The organism is Staphylococcus sp. AC872 (assembly GCF_979255425.1).
In genome coordinates, this window is record NZ_CEEDKW010000003.1 from 96,315 (window position 1) to 117,456 (window position 21,142).

Sequence of the window (21,142 nt, forward strand, 5' to 3'; positions counted from 1 at the left end):
CACTTAGTAACTCCGACCATGTACTACATTGCTTTTTCTATCTTAATCTGCAATTTCTCCCATAAAAAAACTACCCTAGTTACTCTAGAGTAGTTAAAATCTAATCAATTTTTGATAATCTTTATTATAATTAAACATTAAATCTGAAATGAACAATATCTCCATCTTGCATGATGTAATCTTTACCTTCTAAACGTTGTCTACCTGCTTCTTTAGCACCATTTTCGCCACCATGTTCAACATAATCACTATAACTTGTAACCTCAGCACGGATAAAGCCACGTTCAAAGTCTGTGTGGATAATTCCAGCACATTGTGGCGCTGTCATACCTTGTACGAATGTCCAAGCACGTACCTCTTGTACACCAGCAGTGAAATATGTTGATAAACCTAACAAGTCATATGTGGTACGAATTAAGCGATCTAAACCTGGTTCTTCAATTCCCAAGTCTTCTAAGAACATCTCTTTATCTTCATCGTCTAATGTTGCAATTTCTTCTTCAATTTTTGCACTGATGACAATAACTTCAGAGTCTTCTTGAGCAGCATAGTCACGAATTGCTTTCACTTTATCGTTTTCTTCATCACCAATTTCGTCTTCACCAACATTAGCAATATATAACATTTTTTTAGATGTTAATAATTGTGCTTGGTTAACCCATTTTTGATCTTCATCATTAAATTCGATACTACGTACTGGTTTACCTTCTTCTAATGTTTCTTTAATTTTAGATAAAATACGTAGTTCCATTTCAGCAGTTTTATCTTTTTGACGAGCCATTTTTTCAATCTTAGGTAAACGTTTTTCTACTGATTCTAAATCGGCTAATACTAATTCCATATTGATAACTTCAATATCGTCTAGAGGATTAACTCGACCAGACACATGCGTCACATTTTCATCGTCAAATGCACGGACAACTTGGCAAATAGCATCAACTTCTCGAATATGTGATAAGAATTTATTACCTAAACCTTCACCTTTTGATGCACCTTTAACAATACCTGCAATATCAGTAAATTCGAATGTTGTTGGAATCGTCTTTTTTGGTTGAACCATTTCTTCTAGTTTTAACAAACGTGAATCCGGTACTTCTACGATTCCTACGTTTGGATCGATTGTTGCGAATGGGTAGTTAGCTGCTAAAGCCCCCGCTTTAGTAATTGCATTAAAAAGTGTAGACTTCCCTACGTTTGGTAAACCTACAATACCTGCTGTTAAAGCCATTAATCATTCTCCTAACTTTCTGTATCTTCATTGGATACTAAAATTTTCTTTAATTTTTTATTAAACGTCTGACGTGGAATCATAATACTACGTTGACAATTTTCACATTTAATCCTAATGTCAGCGCCCATTCTTATGATTTTAAAACGATTTGTTCCACATGCATGTTGTTTTTTCATTTCTACTATATCATTTATTCCGTAATTTGACGTCATGAAATTACCTCCAATGATAATTAGCCACGTTTTTGCTCGTCATATGGAGCAAAAATGGGTTTAGGCATTTTAATATTTTCTCTAACAAATAATCGCTGTACTTCTTTTCTAATAATTCTACCACCAGCTGCACCTTCTCCAGGTATTGTTTCTGCAGAGATTCTGATAGTCACCTTATTATTATCAATAGAATCAATACCTTCTACAACAGGGTCACTCACAACAGGGTCACTCACAAATAAGTAGTATTTACTTCTAAGTGATGTGAATAATTTATTCAATTCTTTCTCAACATGATCTAAATTCTCTTCTATTGAGACTGGTATCGCAACAATCGAAGTTCCGTTAGTAATTGAGAAGTTAGTAATTTCACCCATACTACCGTTTGGAAGAATCGTTAATTCCCCTGAGATAGTATTAATACGTGTTGATCTAAGTCCAATTGATTTAACTGTTCCTTCAGCAACCGTCGTACCACCGCTATTGATTTTAACATAGTCGCCTACATCAAATTGATTTTCAAATATGATAAAGAAGCCAGTAATGATATCTTTAACAATTGTTTGTGCACCGAAACCTACGGCTAAACCAACTACGCCGGCACTCGCTATAATGCCTTCTACACTAATTCCAAATTTACTTAAGATGGTTGTGATAACGATAAACCAGACAATATACTTAACTACATTTTGTACAAGTGAAATTAATGTTTTTGAACGTTTTTTATTACCTTTTCTGCTCTTATTTTGAATTTTGAATGCTTGTTCAATCACTTTGTTTAAAATACTTATTACTATAATTGCTGCAATTATATAAATCAAAATCATGATAATCTTAATAGCCAACGTTTCGTACGTTTCAACTTTTGTAAGTGGCTCTATTAAGGAAGAAAGGATATGTTTGACTTGATTCATTATGCATTTACCTCCTCACTTTAAACTTTTCATAATTAAATCATTATAACTTAAAACCACTTATATTAAATCAGTCTTCAGATTTAAAAACTGATTAATATAGCAAACAACGCTTATTTTCAATATATTTCTATATGCCTTCTACACTTACATCTCATAATTTTGATTCAGTTTTTTTATTAATGACTTAAATTCTTCTTCTGATTTGAATTCAAAAGCAATTTTACCAATATTTTTATGTGTTGATATATCAACTTTAGAACCATATTGTTCTTTAAGTTGTCTTTCTTGCTTTTGAATAAATTTGGGTTTATTTAAAGTTTGTTCATTAACCGAAGTCTTTGGAGCATTTTTTTCTAAATAATCATTGATATAGCTCTCTAAATATCTTACACTCCACGATTCTTTCACAGCTTTTTTCGCTATTGATTTCATTTTCTGTGGAGATTTTAGACCTAGTAATGTGCGACCATGTGCACCTGAAAGCTCACCATCACGTACCATTTTAGCAACGTCTGATGGTAATTTTAATAAACGCAACATATTAGCAATATAAGGACGTGATTTAGAAAGTCTTTCTGCAACCTCTTGTTGTGTTATATTCAAATCTTCCATTAGCTTTTTATAGCTTTCTGCTTCTTCTATAGCATTCAAATCTTCACGTTGTAAATTCTCTATAATGGCTAATTCCATCATATCTTCATCAGACAATTCTTTGATGATTGCAGGAATTTCGGTTAAACCTGCTTTTTTGGATGCTCTAAAGCGTCGCTCTCCTACAACAATATAGTAACCTTGAACAGTTTTTCTTACTACAATCGGTTGCAAAATGCCATGTTGTTTAATTGATTGTGCCAAGTCATTTAGTCTATATTCATCAAATGTTTTTCTCGGTTGATAAGGATTTGCTTTAATTAAGTCTAACGAAACGGAATGTACTTGTTCATCTTTGTTTAATTGCAATCTTTGATCTTCTCGATGAGCCATTTTTTCACATCTTTCTCTATAAATTAATACCGTGATATTAATATAATTTGTATCTCTATTTTATTTTAAAAATTTGCCCCTTTTTTCACAAGTAGAAATCACAAGTTACGACAATTTCTTCAAAAAATTTTATTTTAAAATAACGCTATGATATCAACGATTCTATAAATCTGAATTGCAAGTTTAATCTAAATTTTCAGAAAAATTGTTGACAAATGATTCTTCTATCTGTAAGCTATGTATTAACAATTACAAAACGAAACATTTTACACACTGTAAAAAGGAAAGTAAAACTTACACTGCTTATACAGAGAATCTTCGTAGCTGAGAGAAGATATTGTAAGAAAGTTTGAAAATGGCCTTGGAGTGTTGATGCCAATATGAGGTGTCAACGGGTTCGCCCGTTATAGCGATACAGTATTAACATTTTGTTAAATGGCGTACTGGAATTAAAGACGCACATTTTATCGTTAATACTCATTTCTTCAATTTCTGAATGAATGAGTTTTTTTATGAACGATAATTTTGTGATTTCTTCATTTTATCAGTGCCTTTTACCAAAATGGTGTACTGATAGAGGTTACTTTAGTAATAAAGTAACAAACAAAGGTGGTACCACGAAATCAAAGCTTTCGTCCTTTACATCCGAAAGAATCGGGTTTAAAGGACGGAAGCTTTTTTTAATTTTAAGGAGGGTCTAGTAATGAAGGATACAGAATTAGCACAAATTTCTTTGACTAAAGATCATACAGGAGCTATTGCCAATCCAATATATTTATCAACTGCATATCAACATCCTCAACTAGGTCAGTCAACAGGTTATGACTATACAAGAACGAAGAATCCAACAAGGACAGCTTTTGAAGAATCATTCGCCAAACTAGAGAAAGGTGTAGCATCATTTGCAACTTCAAGTGGCATGGCTGCAATTCAACTTGTATGTAACCTTTTTAAACCTGGTGATGAAGTATTAGTTGCATTTGATTTATATGGTGGCACATTTAGACTATTTGATTTTTACGAACAGCAATACGGAGTGAAATTTAAGTACGTAGATTTCCTAAACTATGAAGAAGTTGAAAATCAAATTACATCACAAACAAAAGCACTGTTCATTGAACCCATTTCTAATCCGCAAATGATTGATATCGATGTGACACCTTATTACGTGCTCAGTAAAAAACATGATTTATTAACTATCATTGATAACACCTTTTTAACACCTTATCTTTCAACACCATTAGAAGAAGGTGCCGATATTGTTTTACATTCGGCTACAAAATATATCGGTGGTCATAATGATGTGCTAGCAGGTGTTGTTACAGTAAAAGACGACAAGTTAGCTGAACAATTGGGACAATTCCACAATATGATAGGCGCTACGCTATCACCGTTGGATAGCTATTTACTACAAAGAGGGCTAAAAACTTTGCATTTACGAATCGATCGTTCACAAGAAAATGCGCAAAAATTAGCAGTTAAATGCCAAGATTTAGAAGCAATTGATGAGGTTTTATATAGCGGTAGAACTGGCATGTTAAGTTTACGACTCAACAAGGCATATAGTGTTCCTAAATTTTTGGAAAATTTAGAAACTTGTATATTTGCTGAGAGTTTAGGTGGTACAGAAACGTTTATTACATTTCCTTACACACAGACTCATGTGGATATGCCCGATGAAGAGAAAGATAAACGAGGTATCGATGAGTTTTTAATTCGCTTATCAATAGGAATCGAAAACTATTCTGATATTGAAGCAGACATTATTCAAGCATTAACGCATTCAAAAGTAGGAGTGATTTCATGAATTTATCAATAGATACTGAAGTAATTTTCGATGAACGTCGAGGAAAGGATTATATCTCAGCCAATCCACCTTTTTATGATTCATCAACATTTCATCAAGACCAACTTGGTGGTAGTCCACTTTACGATTATGCACGTAGTGGTAATCCAAACAGAACAATTTTAGAAGAAAAATTAGCTCATCTAGAAAAAGGTAAATATGGTTTTGCATTTGCATCAGGAATTGCAGCTATTTCTGCAGTTTTACTTACATTGAAATCTGGCGATCATGTCATATTACCTGATGATGTTTATGGAGGCACATTCCGATTAACTGAAGATATTTTAAAAAGATTCAACATTGAATTTACAACTGTAGATGCGACTCAAGCAGAAAATATTAAAAATGCAATTCAATCTAATACGAAATTAATATATGTAGAGACACCTTCTAATCCGTGTTTTAAAGTGACAGATATTCAAGCAGTTGCAAGGATTGCCCAAGCTAACCAATTGTTATTAGCTGTAGATAATACTTTTATGACACCTTTAGGACAATCACCTTTAGCACTTGGTGCAGATATTGTTATTCACAGTGCCACTAAATTTTTAGGTGGGCATAGTGACCTACTAGCAGGTGCAGTTATTACAAATCGTGAAGATGTGGCAGATGCATTATATCTAATTCAAAACGGCACTGGTAACGCCCTATCTACCTATGATAGCTGGGCATTAGCTAAACATCTTAAGACTTTCCCTATTAGATTCAAACAATCTGTAGCGAATGCTGAAAAGCTTGTTTCATTCTTAAGTCAAAGAGATGAAATCGCAGAAGTGTATTACCCAGGAAATAACAAAACACACCTTAAACAAGCTAAAACAGGTGGTGCTGTCATTGGTTTCAGACTAAAAGATGAGACAAAGGCACAAGCGTTTGTAGATGCGTTAACTATTCCGTTGGTTTCAGTAAGTTTAGGTGGTGTAGAGACAATTTTATCTCATCCGGCAACGATGTCACATGCAGCGATACCAGAAGACATTAGAAATGCACGTGGTATTACCTTTGGATTATTCCGATTAAGTGTGGGATTAGAAAATCCAGACGAACTTATTGCAGACATTAACTACGCTTTAAAGGAGGCATTTAATGAGTCAATTCCTGAACAAATTACAGAACAACGTTTTAGTAGCTGATGGCGCAATTGGAACCATTTTTTATTCAGAAGGCTTAGATACATGCCCAGAAGCTTATAACTTAACTCACCCGGAAAAGGTCGAACATATTCATCGTTCATATATTGAAGCTGGTGCTGATGTTATACAAACAAATACGTACGGTGCCAATTTTGAAAAGTTAAAAGCCTTTGGTCTAGAACATAAAGTCAAAGAAATTCATAAAGTAGCTGTTCAAATTGCTAAAAAAGCTGCCAATGAAGATACTTTTATTTTAGGAACAGTTGGCGGCTTTAGAGGTGTAAAACAAGATGACCTAAGTCTTTCCTCCATCCAATATCATACTGAACATCAAATAGATACTTTAGTTGATGAAGGTGTAGATGCTTTATTGTTTGAAACCTATTATGACTTAGAAGAATTAAAAGGTATCGTCATTTCAACTAAAAGGAAACATCACATTCCAATAATCGCTCAGTTAACCGCTTCTAACACAAATTATCTTGTAGACGGTACACCAATCAATGATGCATTAAAACAATTAGTTGAATGTGGAGCAGATATTGTAGGACTTAATTGCCATCATGGCCCACATCATATGCAACGCTCATTTTCACATATCGAGTTACCAGATAAAGCATTTCTATCCTGTTATCCGAATGCAAGTTTGTTAGATATTGAAAATAGCGAATTCAAATATAGTGATAACGCACAATATTTTGGTGATGTGGCACAAGAGTTAATCAATGAAGGTGTCAGACTGATTGGTGGTTGTTGTGGTACTACACCTGAACATATTCGATACATTAAAACATCTGTAAAGAATTTAAGACCTGTTACCCATAAAAATGTCATACCAATTAATAAAAAAGTAAATCGCAAAAAAGACTTAAATTTCAAACAATCACTGACTTCCAAAGTCAAACAAGGTCCTACTGTCATTGTAGAACTAGATACACCTAAACATTTAGATACCGATCAGTTCTTCAACAATATTGGCAAGCTTGATGACGCAGATATTGATGCAGTGACATTAGCAGATAATTCCTTAGCAACTGTTCGCGTAAGTAACATTGCTGCAGCAAGTATTATCAAACAACGATTTAATATTGAACCCCTCGTTCATATTACCTGTCGTGATAGAAATCTCATAGGTCTACAATCTCACCTATTAGGTCTCTCACTCATTGGTGTTAATGAAATTTTAGCCATTACAGGTGACCCATCAAAAGTAGGTCATTTGCCTGGCGCAACCAATGTTTATGATGTTAATTCTAAAGGATTAACCGAAATCGCACTTCGCTTTAATCAAGGTATCAACACAGACGGTGATGCGCTGAAGAAACATACGAACTTTAACATCGCTGGTGCATTTGATCCAAATGTAAGAAAACTCGATGGAGCAGTCAAACGTCTTGAGAAGAAAGTAGCAAGTGGCATGAGTTATTTCATCACTCAACCTGTATATAGTAAAGAAAAAATTAAACAAGTGTATGAAGCGACAAAGCACTTAAACACACCTTTCTTCATAGGTATTATGCCCATCGCAAGTTATAACAATGCACTATTTTTACACAATGAAGTACCTGGCATCAAAATGTCAGAAGACGTACTTAATCAATTCAAAGCAGTTAAAGATGATAAAGAAAAAACTAAAGAACTTAGTCTTAGACTTTCAAAGGAACTCATCGATACGGTGCATGAATACTTTAATGGATTATACATTATTACACCTTTCCAAAAAGTCGATTATTCACTAGAACTTGCAGCGTATTCAAAATCTATTACCACTCATAAGGAGGCAATATTATGACAACAATTAAAACTTCAAACTTAGGATTCCCAAGATTAGGTAGAAAAAGAGAATGGAAAAAGGCTATCGAGAGCTATTGGGCTCAAAAAATTGATAAAAATGAACTAGATCAAACACTTACTGACTTACACAAAGAAAACCTATTACTACAAAAGAATTATAATCTAGACAGCGTTCCTGTAGGTGACTTCTCTTTATACGACCATATCTTAGATACATCACTACTATTCAATATTATTCCTGAACGTTTCCAAGGACGAGAAGTGAATGATGACTTGTTATTTGATATTGCACGTGGTAATAAACAACACGTCGCAAGTGCATTAATCAAATGGTTTAATACAAATTATCACTATATCGTGCCAGAATGGGATAATGTAGAACCTAAACTAAATCGTAATGTGTTATTAGACCGCTTTAAATATGCACAATCTATTAATGTCAATGCACACCCAGTCATTGTAGGCCCAATTACCTTTGTTAAATTATCAAAAGGTGGTAGCCAATCTTTCGAAGAAAAAGTAAAAACATTATTGCCATTATATAAAGAAGTATTACAATCACTTGTTGATGCAGGTGCAGAATATATTCAAATTGACGAGCCTGTATTAGTTACTGATGAAAGTGAAAGTTATGAAAATATTACTAAAGAAGCTTATGAAGAATTAACTGATACAGGATTAGGCAAACATTTAGTGATTCAAACTTATTTCGAACGTGTGAATCTTAAATTCTTAAGCTCATTACCAGTCGGCGGCTTAGGATTAGACTTCGTTCATGATCATGGATACAACTTAGAGCAAGTTAAAGCTGGTGATTTTGATTCAAGTAAAACATTATACGCAGGTATTATCGATGGACGTAATGTGTGGGCTGCTGATATTGAAGCTAAAAAGTCATTGATTGAAACATTACAACAATATGCTCAAAATATTGTCATTCAACCTTCGTCATCTTTACTACACGTGCCTGTATCATTAGATGATGAAACGTTAGATGAATCTATCGCTGAAGGTTTAAGCTTTGCCACTGAAAAATTAGACGAATTAGATGCTTTACGTCGTCTTTTCAATGATAACGATAGTGCGAAATATGACGACTTAAAATCTCGCTATGAGCGATTCCAAAGTCAATCATTCAAAAACTTAGACTATGATTTTGATAGTGTCCGTACACAACGTCAATCACCATTCTCTGAGCGCAAACAAGCACAATACCAAAGATTAAATTTACCGGATTTACCAACGACAACGATTGGCTCATTCCCTCAAACTAGAGAAGTTAGAAAATATCGTGCAGATTGGAAGAACCAACGTATTTCTGATGAAGCTTATAAAGAATTCTTAGAAAACGAAATTGCACGTTGGATTAAAATTCAAGAAGAAATTGGACTTGATGTGCTCGTACACGGTGAATTCGAACGAAATGACATGGTTGAATTCTTTGGAGAAAAACTACAAGGATTCCTAGTTACTAAGTTTGGTTGGGTTCAATCATATGGTTCTCGTGCTGTTAAACCACCAGTTATATACGGTGATGTTAAATGGACTGAACCATTAACAGTTAAGGAAACTGTCTACGCACAAAGTTTAACTGACAAACCAGTTAAAGGTATGCTAACTGGTCCAGTCACAATTCTTAACTGGTCATTTGAACGCGTTGATATTCCACGTACAACTGTACAAGATCAAATCGCGTTAGCAATTAATGCAGAAGTACTAGCATTAGAAGAAAATGGTATTAAAGTCATTCAAGTAGATGAGCCAGCACTTCGTGAAGGTTTACCATTACGTTCTGAGTACCATGAACAATATCTAAAAGATGCAGTGCATTCATTTAAACTAGCAACATCATCAGTCAAAGATGAAACACAAATTCATACGCATATGTGTTATTCTCAATTTGGTCAAATCATCCATGCGATTCACGATTTAGATGCAGATGTTATTTCAATTGAAACATCTCGTAGCCATGGTGACTTGATTAAAGACTTTGAAGATATTAACTATGACTTAGGTATTGGATTAGGGGTATATGATATCCATAGCCCTCGTATCCCTACAGAAGATGAAATTACTACTGCAATTAATCGTTCTTTACAACAAATTGATCGTTCATTATTCTGGGTAAATCCAGACTGCGGATTAAAAACTCGTAAAGAAGATGAAGTTAAAGAAGCATTAACTGTATTAGTTAACGCTGTTAGAAAGAAACGTGAAGAAAATAATGCTACAACAGCATAAAATAAATTGAGGATGATGCTTATGTCAAACTATCCTTTATGGGATCAATTAAATCAGTTAAAAGAGTCTAAATGGGTCGATTTAACACACACTTTCGACCCTGATATTCCAAGATTCAGTGATTTTGAAAAAGGCGAAGTTTCTACGTTATTCACAGTTCAAGAACATGGTTTTTATGTTCAACGATGGAATATCGTCACACAATATGGTACGCATATCGATGCCCCTATTCATTTCGTTGAAAATCAGAGATACCTTGAAGAATTAGATTTAAAGGAATTAGTATTACCACTGATTGTTTTAGACTTTTCACAAGAAGTCGCTCAAAACGCTGACTTTATTGTTACACGTGAACATTTAGAACAGTGGGAATCTAATAATGGAACTATCGAACCTGGCACATTTGTAGCTTTACGTACGGATTGGTCAAAACGTTGGCCGGACATTGAATCATTTGAAAACAAAGACGCTGAAGGTCAACAACACCTACCTGGTTGGGGATTAGATGCATTAAAGTTTTTAATTGAAGAACGTCATATCAAATCTATCGGTCATGAAACATTTGATACTGACGCATCTGTAGACATTGCAAAAAATGGTGATATCGTTGGTGAACGTTATGTCTTAGGCCAAGATACATTCCAAGTCGAACTGTTAACGAACCTAGATCAACTACCTACCCGAGGTGCGGTTATCTATGCGATAAGTCCTAAGCCTAAAGATGCCCCTGGTTTCCCAGTTCGAGCATTTGCAATTAAACCTTAATTTATTAAAAGGACATATGCATAGTGTTGATATTGAAATAAATACAACATGACTTAATCATCTTAATATAGACGAAAACTCTCTAATATATAAATAACTGCAACGGCAGCAACTTGTTTTGAATTACAAGCTTGCCGTTGCAGTTTTTATTTCTCATTTTCTTTAAAAAATTTACTTATACTAAATAGAATAAAAATGGTTACGAAGCCGCTTATAACCATAAGTACCAAAGTAATACCTCCTATAAAAAATTACTATGTAAATTAATCATTTTTCAATGAAGTAGTATCCACTTTGGTTATATTTCCATTTTCATCTAATAATGGTGTAATACCACCACCTGTACTCACCCAAGTAGCAAGATATTGGATGCCTGTTTCTTTATCAGTTAATACATAACAACGCATAGTAGAATCTTTTGAGACCTTTTCTACATCAAAGCGATCATCTGCTTTCTTGTTATTAAACATGTGCAAAGCCCTCCTCAAACATTCTCTAATTATATATTTCACTTAACTATTATCTAAAACATCTTATTACTCAATCATTATTTTATTGTGAATATTAATAATGATTGAGTGGTAAATTTATTGTATGGGGGTGGAGGATATGAGTTCTAACAATATCAATGACAAAAAGACAAATAGTACAAAAATATCCCGTTACTTAAAATTGGTTAGTATAGCGCTGATCATAATTGGCGTGCTCATTTTTATTCTTCGTATTATATTAGATAGTATTTATGGAGGAGCCCACTTAAAATCAGTAGATAATATTTTTATCCTTATTGGTCTATTACTCTCCGTGGGGGCATATACCATTGAGAAAAATTGGAAAGAAGTTACTTTCACTAGCATTTTTTCATCATCTTCATACTACTCACATTCTTTTAAATCAAACGGCACTCTTTAATGAGTGCTTTTTTACTTTTCAAATCAGAATATCGGCTCATTATCGTGTTTTTATAATAAATCGTCCTCCTACATTTATTACAATCATTTGTAACGTTCAAGCTAATTCAATAATTACAAAACATAAAATTAACATAGCAAACATCACAACTTCACGTTTTATTACACTAAGTAATATTGCCAACTCTATTATTACGGTGTTGTTCAGGTGAATTGAATTTCAATTACGAAATCGTAACATTGACCATCATTATCAATTGTTCTGTTAGAGTGTAGCTTATCGTTGTTCGCAACGAAATTTTTAAATAAAAAACGGTGATGTATGCTGCCTTTCGCTACTTCAATCTATGGTAGACATACAACTTTTGGGAGGACGTTTTATTATGAAAAAAATCGCTACAATTTCAACCCTAACTGCTGGTATTGGCGTGTCATTATTTGGGATAAATGACAATCATGCAGATGCTACAGAATATAATCATCATCAAGCACCTCAACAACAAGGGCCATTTCACCAACAAAGCCCCAGAGGATTTAATGGACAATTTAGCCATCAAGACAACCAAAATTATAATCAAATGAATGGGCAATGGCATCCACAATTTAATCATCAATCTAGTGGTTATAAACAGCCACAATTTAAACAACAATCATTCAAACAAAATAACAATACAACTACAAGTAATAGTTCAAGTAGCTTAAATTCTTCAAGTTCATCATCAAGTCATTCATCTACTACGCAATCTACGTCTAAAAAAACGACATCATCTACATCTGGTAACTTATACACTGCTGGGCAATGTACATGGTACGTTTACGATAGAGTCGGAGGCAAAATCAGTACTACGTGGGGTAATGCAAACAATTGGGCAAGTGCAGCACAATCAGATGGCTATACTGTGAATCATACGCCTGAAAAAGGTGCTATTTTACAAACATCTGAAGGTAGTTATGGTCATGTGGCATGTGTAGAAAGCGTCAGTAGTGATGGTTCAGTAACTGTTTCAGAAATGAACTATTCGGGAGGACCATTTGTAACAGACACTCGTACCATTTCAGCAAGCCAAGCTAAATCTTATAACTATATTCATTTATCATAATTGAGAGATGAAAAGATGTAATAAACACACCCTACTATCTAGTGGGGTGTGTATTTATGTTGTTATTCAACATAATACACATAAAAAAACCTATGTATACTGAACAGGTATACATAGGCTAAAAAAACAAGATTTTTTACCAAACAAACTATGGTGAGTATAACATTAAAATTATAAAATGTATATACGAATTCATTTTATTCTTAAAATAATTTCAATTTTAAATTTAGTGTTCTAAAATTGAAATTTTGCAAACAATGTTGTAAAAGTATAACTTACTGAACAATGATTGTCCAATTTCTAAATCGATATTCATTTTTTATAAGTACTTATTCCAATATAAGTATCTATTTATTTTTTATTTAAACTGGATTTTAAACATTATATTCATATCATTACTTTCATATTTTATTATTTACTTCTACCTTCCAAAAGATGTATGATTTCGAAAAAAACAACGTACAATTTGAAATTGTACGTTGTGATGCATATAAAAAATAATACTTTAATGATTTGCTATGATGCAATTCTAAAAACAATATTCATAATTTGTAACCTCAATCTATTGTTTATACTTTTTTACTAGAATACATAGCATGAACTTCTACTCTCATTGGCATATCCGCTAACAATTCGATGACTTTGTCATGTCCTTCGTCTATAACTGGATTATCAAAATGACGTTTAAATGAAGCATCGTCTTTATAAAATTCAAATGCCCATAATACATCTGGATCATCAACGGCTCTACACAATACCCAATCTATTGGGCCGTCTGGATCTCCGTTGTAGTGCATCTTATTTGTTAAATTAAATAACTCTTCACCTTTTCCTTCTTTGGCTGTCATCTTTAAAACTGTTCCAGGTTGTAGGGAATCAATCAATAAATCTGAATTTTTTTCGCTTTGCTTACCTGAATATTCTGGATATACTACAACTCTTGTTGGCACATCATCTAAAAGCTCAATAACTTTATCATGACCTTCATCTATAACTGGATTATCGAAATGACGTTTGAATGAGGCATCGTCTCTATAAAATTCGAATGCCCACAAAATATTGGGGTTATGATCATCTTTACACAATATCCAATCTATTGGGCCATCTGGATCTCCGTCGTAGTGCATCTTATTTGTTAGATTAAATAACTCTTCACCTTTACCTTCTTTGGCTGTCATCTTTAAAACTGTTCCAGGTTGTTGAGAATCGATTAATTTATTTATTTGTGTCATCTTATATCCTCCACTATTCGTTTTATTAATTGACAATTTCTAGGTCTCTTTTTCCCCCTTACTCTTGATAACGTGTCACCGCTGTCGCAATACCTTGTCCGCCACCAATGCATAATGAGGCAATACCTGATTGCTTTTCTTCGTTTAATTGATGTAAAAGTGTCACTAATATACGTGCACCTGAGGCACCTATAGGATGACCTAAAGCAATGGCACCACCTTTAGTATTAACCTTTTCAGCAGGTAATTGTAATTCTTGATTTACTGCTAAAGCCTGTGATGCAAATGCTTCATTAAGTTCGAAGACATCGATATCTTCAATAGATTGGTTTGTACGTTGTAGTGCTTTTTTCACTGCGTCAACCGGACCAATCCCCATAATAGAAGGATCCACACCACTAGTACCAAAGCCGTCTAAAATAGCGATAGGTTTAATATTTAATTCTTTTGCCTTTTCTTCAGTCATTACTAACATCATTGATGCACCGTCATTAATACCTGACGCATTACCAGCTGTTACTGATCCGTCCTTTTTAAAGGCAGGTCTCAAGTGACTCAATTTATCAGCTGTTGTACCTTTTCTAATACCTTCGTCTTCTAATACGACAATAGGTTCTCCTTTGCGTTGTGGTACCTCGACTGGAACGATTTCCGCATCAAAAGCACCACTATTTTGAGCGGCTTCTGCTTTTTGTTGTGATTGTGCAGCAAATTCATCTTGTGCTTCACGGCTAATACTATATTTTTCAACTAAGTTTTCAGCCGTAATCCCCATATGATAATCATTAAATACATCTGTTAATCCATCTGCTACCATACTATCAACTAACGCTTGGTTACCCATTTTAAACCCGAAGCGTGCATTTTTCATAAGCATCGGTGATTGTGACATACTTTCCATGCCACCTGCTAATACGACGTCATTGTCACCTGCTAAAATAGATTGATACGCTAATTGAATAGATTTTAATCCTGAACCACAGACTTTATTTACTGTAAATGCTGGAACAGATTCAGGTAAACCACCCTTAATTGATGCTATGCGAGCTGGGTTTTGTCCTTGACCTGCTTGTAAAACGTTACCTAATATCACTTCATTAATTTCTTTTGGATCAATTTGAGTTGTTTTTAAAATGTGTTTAATTAAAGTAGCACCTAAATCATAGGCAGGAATATCTTTAAAAGCGCCTCCAAACACGCCAATTGGTGTACGATATGCTTCAGCTAATACGATACGAGACATAAGTTAGCTCATCTCCTTTTAATTTATATAAAGATATACTATGTCAATTTCATTAATGAATAACGCAACTTTTTTCATCACAAACATGCCTAGATGATTAATAAATGGTGATGAAATATAGTTATTAACACGCTTGTTCACTCATTATTCATATTTTACCAAAATTCTATTCAAATTTACCACAAAGACCATAACGAGAAACAGTCATAACTTATTTAAATATGTATATATATAAAACGAAGAGGTTAAGACATAAATTTTTGTGCTCTCGGAAACCGATTAACGGCGTCCGAAAAGCAGGTTTCTGTCCCGACCTCTTCCATACGTTATCTGATATTTACTTTTAGCTTACATTATAAACTATCTCAATATTAAGATTTATAACCAAAATGAGGTATATGTTGCCAACGTTCTTTAAAGTAATGGGCAATCGCTTTTGGCTTACGATCTCGTGTGAAGATACCTTTTTTATTACCTTGAACACGGATAATACCATTTGATGTTTCAAAGTCAGCAAAGTTCCATGTTTGCTCACCGATGAATTGTGGATATTTATCCATAATTTCATGATTGGCTTTATAATAATTCAGTTGATACTCTTCTGTAAACATTTGATCATCAATCGCATGTAGACCTGCAAGCGTATCCGCACCATACTCTGTAAACATGATAGGCTTATTTGGTTGTCGTTTCGACCATTCTGCCAACTCATTATCTAATGATTGTTTAGCGCTTTCTAAATCACCTGATTGTGTATACCAACCATAGTATCTATTGAGACAAAGCACATCGACTAAATCTTGAACTTCACATACATCTGGTTGTGCCGTTAAAATAGTCACGATAGTCACTGGGCGATGTTGTGGATCTTTTTCACGTGCTAAATTTACAAATGGCTCAAAGTACGCTTTAGCACCCGCTTCATTAGACGCTGGCTCATTGGCAATTGACCACATGACTACGCATGCATGATTCTTGTCTCTTGCAATCAAGTCTTCGATGACTTCTTGATGAGCTTGATGAGTATCAATTTCTTTCCATGTATCATGTGTCATTGCGCCACCTAAGGTAACCATAAAATTAAGATGTATACCGACACCTGTTGTCTCATCTATCACTACAATACCTTGTTCATCTGCTAAACGCATCATTTCTTCTGAATATGGGTAATGAGAGGTTCTAAATGAATTAGCACCTATCCATTTCATTAAGTTGATGTCCATGACGTTAGCTGATTCGTTTAAGCCTCGACCATTATAATACGTATCTTCATGTTTACCGAAACCTTTGAAATAAAATGGTTTGTCATTAATTAAAAACTGTCCATCCTTCACTTCAACAGATCGAATACCGAAACGTTCTGTATAAACATCTACACACTCATTATCGTTGAGTAATTCTACTTTCATATTGTATAAATAGGCATCTAAAGGTTGCCACAATTTAGGATTTTGAATAGTTACATCGCCTTTAGCGCCTTCGCTTTCGGCTACTGCATGATCATTTTCATCCAGAATCGTGATTTTAACGCTGTCTACTTTTTCGCCACCGTTCACCATCGATACTTCATAATGAACTATACTCTCATCAACCCCTTTTAATTCTGGGTTAATGGCTATATCACTAATAAATGTGTGAGGTGTCGTATAAATTTTCACAGGACGGTGAATACCTGCATAATTAAAGAAGTCAAAATTAGGCTCGTTGATAGGTATGACTGTCCCGTCTTCTCGTGTTTGCTCACTGTAATTACCCACTGGCAATGTGCTATGTGTTAATACATTGTTTACTTTCACAGTTAATCGATGGGTTCCTACTGTTGCAATATCGGAAATATCGGCTTCAAAAGGTAGAAAACCTCCAGAATGGGTAACGACTTCTTGGCCATCGATATACACTGTGGCATGATGTGTTACAGAACCAAATCGTAAGACAATACGTTCCCCGTTAAGATGTTTAGGAATGACAATTGTTCTTTCGTAGACGACCTCACCTACATGACGTCTAATGCTCTGAATCACACCTTGATCATTATACGAACCTGGAACCGCCATCACGTCCTCTGTGTCCAACGGATGACTAACATCTATTGCTTCTTGATGTTGGATTAATTTAAACTTCCATGTTCCTGACAAATCAACTAGCTGTCTTGTTTCAGTTAATATTGGATATAACAAAATGTTTCCCTCCTATCATTAGACACCGGAATATGCGTTAAATCCTCCATCGATTGGTAATACCACACCATTTACAAAACTAGATGCCTGTTCATTTACTAAGAATAATAATGCTCCAATTAATTCTTCCGGTTTACCGAAGCGCTCCATAGGGGTAGCATTGATGATTTTTCTAGAGCGTTCCGTGTAACTTCCGTCTTCGTTCAATAGTAATGCTTCATTCTGTTTTGTTAGTAGAAATCCTGGTGCAATGGCATTAACTCTAATATTTGTTTTAGAGAAATATACACTTAACCATTGTGTAAAGTTACTGATTGCCGCTTTAGCACCACTGTATCCTGGAATTTTAGTTAACGGTGTGAATGCATTCATAGATGAAATATTAATAATTGTAGCTTCATCTTTGTCTAACATATCTGTCGCAAACACTTGAGAAGGAATAAACGTACCTAAGAAGTTTAAATCCATCACAAAACCAACACTCTTTTCATCTAAATCAAAGAATGTCTTACCATCTTGCTCAAGTTCACCTTCAAAACGTTCATCATCTGTTGTGCCTTTAGGAGAGTTTCCACCAGCACCATTGATTAAAATATCTACACTGCCAAATGCATCATTAACTTCTTTTTTAACTCTTTCCATTTCGGCTTTTTTAGTTACATCGCCTAAAAACACACGTGCAGTGCCACCTGCTTTTTCTATTTTATCTACTAGACCATCTGCGTCTTCACTGATTCCAATCATTGCGACTTTAGCACCACTTTGTGCTAAAGCCATAGACATTGCACTACCAAGTACACCAGTACCTCCAGTAATCACAACGACTTTATTTGATAAATCGACATTGAAAGGCAATTCCATAAATTCCATCTCCCTTTAAAACTATTGTCTACTTTTACTTACTGCTTCATATAAGCCATTTAAATATGTTGCACCTAATGCACGATCATATAATCCATACCCTGGTTTACCAGTTTCGCCCCAAATCATTCGACCATGGTCAGGTCTAATTGGGCCTTCGTATCCAAAGTCATACATAGCTTTTACTACTTCATACATATCGATTGAACCTTTTTCTGATAAATGGGCAGATTCTTGGAATGACTTGTCACCTATTAATTTAACATTACGTGCATGTACAAAATGTACTCGTCCTTTTTCACCAAAGTAACGTAACATTTCAACAAAGTCATTTCGACGATCAGCGCCTAATGATCCAGAACACATTGTTAATCCATTATGCTTGGAATCATATAAGTTAATAAATCGTTCTAAATTATCTTTATTAGTAATGATACGTGGCAGACCAAAGATATTCCAAGGTGGATCGTCCGGATGGATTGCCATCAGAACATCTTCCTCTTCGGCTACTGGAATGACTTTTTGAATAAAGTAGTTTAAGTTTTCCCATAGTTTTTCTTCGTCTACTTGTTTATAATCTTCGAATAATTGATTTAAGTCTTCTTTCGTGTAGCTTGAATCCCAACCTGGAAGTGATAATTCACCACTTAATGGATTCATTTTTTCGACATCATTTTCATCGTAAATTAAACAAGTTGAACCGTCATCTAATCGATAATCTAACTGAGAACGCGTCCAGTCAAACACAGGCATAAAGTTATAACAAACAGTTTTAATACCCGCTTCACCTAAATTACGTAATGTTTGGCAATAGTTTTCAATGTATTGATCCCTTGTTGGTTTACCTAATTTAATATCTTCATGTACAGGTACACTTTCGATTACTGATATTTCCATACCTGCATCTTCAACTTCTTGTTTTAATGCTTTAATTTTATCTAATGGCCAAACTTCACCCACTGGCACATCATAAATCGCAGTAACAATCCCTTTCATCCCTGGGATTTGTTTAATATATTCTAAGCTAATGGGATCATCTTTCCCATACCATCTAAATGACATTTTCATCGTTTAGTCCTCCTTAATGAGCTTGAAATAGTGATATGCATTGTTGTAGCAAATGTTCTCAATCATTTTTTGTAATAAGCGGTCATCGTTCGGAATTTCACCTTTTTCTACTAAATCACCTATAAATGTAGATAAAATGCGTCTAAAGTAATCATGTCTTGAATATGAAATGAAACTTCTTGAATCTGTTAGCATACCTACAAAATGCATAAGTAAACCTTGATCTGCCAATGATGACATTTGTCTTAACATGCCCCGTTTCGTATCGTTAAACCACCAACCAGCACCGTGTTGGACTTTACTTTGAATACCTGGTTCAGTTTGGAAATTGGCAATTGTAGATCCAACAATATCGTTATAGATTGGATTTAAATTATATAAAATCGTTTTCGGTAAATGATTTTCTTTTTCCATCATATCTAATGTAGCATTTAAGTGATAAGCAAGATTATTTTGATCTCGAATAGAATCAAATCCTGCATCTCTACCTACTTGTTCAAACATTTTAGTATTATTGTTACGAATCGCCCCGAAATGAATTTGCATTACCCAACCACGCTCATAATAAGCTTTACTTAACGCGTTCAACATAAATGTCTGGAATTGGAATTGTTCATGTGTAGATATGTCTTCTTTATTGAGCGCCTTAGTAAATATTGTTTCAATCTCTTGGGTTGTATAGTTTTCAAAATGGATTTCCTCTAAACCATGGTCAGCTAAACGGCCACCCTTGTCATGAAAATATTGAATACGTTGATTAAGCGCTTCTACAAATTGCGTTGCATTTTCAATATTGTGCGTTGTTCGTTCTAACTTTTGTACGAATTCAAGAAAAGCAGGTTCGCCTACTTTAAAAACATCGTCAGGTCGGAATGCTGGTAAAACCACCGTTTTGAAATCATCTTGTGCTTTAATCGCATCATGATAAGCTAAATCATCTGTTGGATTGTCAGTAGTACAAATCAAATTGACATTTGAATTACTAATAAGAGATTGAGTTGTAACCTGATGTTCTTTCAAATAATCATTCGCACGATGATATATTTCTTCTGCGTTATCACTAGTAAGTAAATCATCAATATTGAAATACATTTTTAATTCTAATTGTGACCAATGATATAAAGGATTCCCAATAGAATTTTCTAATGCTTCAGCCCATTTTTTGAATTTTTCAAGTGGCTCTGCATCACCAGTAATGTATTTTTCTTCTATACCTTGCGCTCGCATGGCACGCCACTTGTAATGGTCACCACTCAACCATAGTTCAGCGATATTATCGCATTTAACATTATCACTAATTTGTTTAGGATCTAGATGACAGTGATAATCGTAAATTGGCATATCTTTCGCAAAATCGTGATATAAATGTTTAGCTATTTCATTTTCCAACATAAAGTTTTCATTGATAAAAGCCATGTTATCTCCAC

At 34.3% G+C, this 21,142-nt stretch carries 18 protein-coding genes and 1 other annotated feature; of the genes, 7 read left to right on the plus strand and 11 right to left on the minus strand.

Features of this window, described 5'->3' with window-relative positions:
- Nucleotides 1-130 precede the first annotated feature (130 nt).
- The 4 genes from ychF to ACZ267_RS06265 all read right to left on the minus strand — a co-directional run bounded on the left by ychF (nt 131) and on the right by ACZ267_RS06265 (nt 3,344).
- Nucleotides 131-1,228 (minus strand): redox-regulated ATPase YchF, encoded by a 1,098-nt coding sequence (ychF, locus tag ACZ267_RS06250; RefSeq protein WP_002451524.1) that lies wholly within the window; start codon nt 1,226-1,228, stop codon nt 131-133.
- Nucleotides 1,229-1,239: 11 nt separating this feature from the next.
- Entirely contained in the window at nt 1,240-1,443 is a 204-nt protein-coding gene (locus tag ACZ267_RS06255) for a DUF951 domain-containing protein (protein WP_002451525.1), read from the minus strand.
- A gap of 20 nt (nt 1,444-1,463) precedes the next feature.
- The gene (locus tag ACZ267_RS06260) at nt 1,464-2,357 is read right to left on the minus strand and encodes a mechanosensitive ion channel family protein (RefSeq protein ID WP_079449083.1); all 894 of its coding nucleotides are present in this window, start codon (nt 2,355-2,357) and stop codon (nt 1,464-1,466) included.
- Between the two features lie 147 nt (nt 2,358-2,504).
- The gene (locus ACZ267_RS06265; RefSeq protein WP_002466534.1) at nt 2,505-3,344 is read right to left on the minus strand and encodes a ParB/RepB/Spo0J family partition protein; all 840 of its coding nucleotides are present in this window, start codon (nt 3,342-3,344) and stop codon (nt 2,505-2,507) included.
- 266 nt (nt 3,345-3,610) lie between these two features.
- Nucleotides 3,611-3,987 (plus strand) — a binding site (T-box leader).
- 60 nt (nt 3,988-4,047) lie between these two features.
- Here ACZ267_RS06265 and ACZ267_RS06270 point away from each other — a divergent pair.
- From ACZ267_RS06270 to ACZ267_RS06290, 5 genes are read left to right on the plus strand one after another with little or no spacing between them, the layout of a single operon-like run.
- A complete protein-coding gene (locus tag ACZ267_RS06270; RefSeq protein ID WP_002466535.1) occupies nt 4,048-5,151 on the plus strand; it encodes a PLP-dependent transferase in 1,104 nt (367 codons plus the stop codon).
- Nucleotides 5,148-6,323, plus strand: a complete 1,176-nt coding sequence (gene metC / locus ACZ267_RS06275; protein ID WP_002466548.1) for a cystathionine beta-lyase MetC — start codon at nt 5,148-5,150, stop codon at nt 6,321-6,323. Before ACZ267_RS06270 ends, metC begins: the two co-directional genes overlap by 4 nt.
- Nucleotides 6,277-8,115 (plus strand): bifunctional homocysteine S-methyltransferase/methylenetetrahydrofolate reductase, encoded by a 1,839-nt coding sequence (locus ACZ267_RS06280; RefSeq protein WP_079449084.1) that lies wholly within the window; start codon nt 6,277-6,279, stop codon nt 8,113-8,115. Before metC ends, ACZ267_RS06280 begins: the two co-directional genes overlap by 47 nt.
- Entirely contained in the window at nt 8,112-10,358 is a 2,247-nt protein-coding gene (metE, locus tag ACZ267_RS06285) for a 5-methyltetrahydropteroyltriglutamate--homocysteine S-methyltransferase (protein WP_079449085.1), read from the plus strand. The genes ACZ267_RS06280 and metE overlap by 4 nt, the downstream gene beginning before the upstream one ends.
- Nucleotides 10,359-10,379: 21 nt before the next feature.
- On the plus strand, nt 10,380-11,123 hold the full coding sequence (locus ACZ267_RS06290; protein ID WP_002466542.1) for a cyclase family protein: 744 nt from the start codon (nt 10,380-10,382) through the stop codon (nt 11,121-11,123).
- 263 nt (nt 11,124-11,386) lie between these two features.
- Here the strand turns inward: ACZ267_RS06290 and ACZ267_RS06295 are convergent, their stop codons facing one another.
- Nucleotides 11,387-11,593, minus strand: a complete 207-nt coding sequence (locus ACZ267_RS06295; protein ID WP_002466538.1) for a DUF6440 family protein — start codon at nt 11,591-11,593, stop codon at nt 11,387-11,389.
- Nucleotides 11,594-11,732: 139 nt separating this feature from the next.
- Between ACZ267_RS06295 and ACZ267_RS06300 the strand changes: the two genes are divergently transcribed.
- Nucleotides 11,733-12,035 carry a hypothetical protein gene (locus tag ACZ267_RS06300; RefSeq protein ID WP_015365406.1) on the plus strand — a complete coding sequence of 101 codons (303 nt, stop codon included), beginning with the start codon at nt 11,733-11,735 and terminating at the stop codon, nt 12,033-12,035.
- Nucleotides 12,036-12,417: 382 nt separating this feature from the next.
- Nucleotides 12,418-13,134: a CHAP domain-containing protein gene (locus tag ACZ267_RS06305; protein ID WP_002466540.1), complete on the plus strand. Its 717-nt coding sequence runs from the start codon at nt 12,418-12,420 to the stop codon at nt 13,132-13,134.
- A gap of 569 nt (nt 13,135-13,703) precedes the next feature.
- Here ACZ267_RS06305 and ACZ267_RS06310 read toward each other — a convergent pair.
- From ACZ267_RS06310 to uxaC, 6 genes are all read right to left on the minus strand, one after another.
- Nucleotides 13,704-14,366 carry a putative quinol monooxygenase gene (locus tag ACZ267_RS06310; RefSeq protein ID WP_019235755.1) on the minus strand — a complete coding sequence of 221 codons (663 nt, stop codon included), beginning with the start codon at nt 14,364-14,366 and terminating at the stop codon, nt 13,704-13,706.
- A 58-nt stretch (nt 14,367-14,424) separates the two neighbouring features.
- Nucleotides 14,425-15,609: an acetyl-CoA C-acetyltransferase gene (locus ACZ267_RS06315; protein ID WP_079449086.1), complete on the minus strand. Its 1,185-nt coding sequence runs from the start codon at nt 15,607-15,609 to the stop codon at nt 14,425-14,427.
- Between the two features lie 371 nt (nt 15,610-15,980).
- On the minus strand, nt 15,981-17,786 hold the full coding sequence (uidA, locus tag ACZ267_RS06320; RefSeq protein ID WP_015365409.1) for a beta-glucuronidase: 1,806 nt from the start codon (nt 17,784-17,786) through the stop codon (nt 15,981-15,983).
- Between the two features lie 18 nt (nt 17,787-17,804).
- Nucleotides 17,805-18,647, minus strand: coding sequence for an SDR family oxidoreductase (locus tag ACZ267_RS06325; protein WP_002466329.1), 843 nt, complete (start codon nt 18,645-18,647; stop codon nt 17,805-17,807).
- Between the two features lie 21 nt (nt 18,648-18,668).
- Complete coding sequence (uxuA, locus tag ACZ267_RS06330) at nt 18,669-19,715, minus strand: mannonate dehydratase (protein ID WP_002451583.1); 1,047 nt, start codon at nt 19,713-19,715, stop codon at nt 18,669-18,671.
- A gap of 3 nt (nt 19,716-19,718) precedes the next feature.
- A complete protein-coding gene (gene uxaC, locus ACZ267_RS06335) occupies nt 19,719-21,131 on the minus strand; it encodes a glucuronate isomerase (protein WP_002466319.1) in 1,413 nt (470 codons plus the stop codon).
- Nucleotides 21,132-21,142 lie beyond the last annotated feature (11 nt).

Excerpts from the sequence above, each read along its gene's own strand:
- ychF (WP_002451524.1), bottom strand. The coding sequence starts at position 1,228 with ATGGCTTTAACAGCAGGTATTGTAGGTTTACCAAACGTAGGGAAGTCT.
- ACZ267_RS06255 (WP_002451525.1), bottom strand. The coding sequence starts at position 1,443 with ATGACGTCAAATTACGGAATAAATGATATAGTAGAAATGAAAAAACAA.
- ACZ267_RS06260 (WP_079449083.1), bottom strand. The coding sequence starts at position 2,357 with ATGAATCAAGTCAAACATATCCTTTCTTCCTTAATAGAGCCACTTACA.
- ACZ267_RS06265 (WP_002466534.1), bottom strand. The coding sequence starts at position 3,344 with ATGGCTCATCGAGAAGATCAAAGATTGCAATTAAACAAAGATGAACAA.
- ACZ267_RS06270 (WP_002466535.1), top strand. The coding sequence starts at position 4,048 with ATGAAGGATACAGAATTAGCACAAATTTCTTTGACTAAAGATCATACA.
- metC (WP_002466548.1), top strand. The coding sequence starts at position 5,148 with ATGAATTTATCAATAGATACTGAAGTAATTTTCGATGAACGTCGAGGA.
- ACZ267_RS06280 (WP_079449084.1), top strand. The coding sequence starts at position 6,277 with ATGAGTCAATTCCTGAACAAATTACAGAACAACGTTTTAGTAGCTGAT.
- metE (WP_079449085.1), top strand. The coding sequence starts at position 8,112 with ATGACAACAATTAAAACTTCAAACTTAGGATTCCCAAGATTAGGTAGA.
- ACZ267_RS06290 (WP_002466542.1), top strand. The coding sequence starts at position 10,380 with ATGTCAAACTATCCTTTATGGGATCAATTAAATCAGTTAAAAGAGTCT.
- ACZ267_RS06295 (WP_002466538.1), bottom strand. The coding sequence starts at position 11,593 with ATGTTTAATAACAAGAAAGCAGATGATCGCTTTGATGTAGAAAAGGTC.
- ACZ267_RS06300 (WP_015365406.1), top strand. The coding sequence starts at position 11,733 with ATGAGTTCTAACAATATCAATGACAAAAAGACAAATAGTACAAAAATA.
- ACZ267_RS06305 (WP_002466540.1), top strand. The coding sequence starts at position 12,418 with ATGAAAAAAATCGCTACAATTTCAACCCTAACTGCTGGTATTGGCGTG.
- ACZ267_RS06310 (WP_019235755.1), bottom strand. The coding sequence starts at position 14,366 with ATGACACAAATAAATAAATTAATCGATTCTCAACAACCTGGAACAGTT.
- ACZ267_RS06315 (WP_079449086.1), bottom strand. The coding sequence starts at position 15,609 with ATGTCTCGTATCGTATTAGCTGAAGCATATCGTACACCAATTGGCGTG.
- ACZ267_RS06325 (WP_002466329.1), bottom strand. The coding sequence starts at position 18,647 with ATGGAATTGCCTTTCAATGTCGATTTATCAAATAAAGTCGTTGTGATT.
- uxuA (WP_002451583.1), bottom strand. The coding sequence starts at position 19,715 with ATGAAAATGTCATTTAGATGGTATGGGAAAGATGATCCCATTAGCTTA.
- uxaC (WP_002466319.1), bottom strand. The coding sequence starts at position 21,131 with ATGGCTTTTATCAATGAAAACTTTATGTTGGAAAATGAAATAGCTAAA.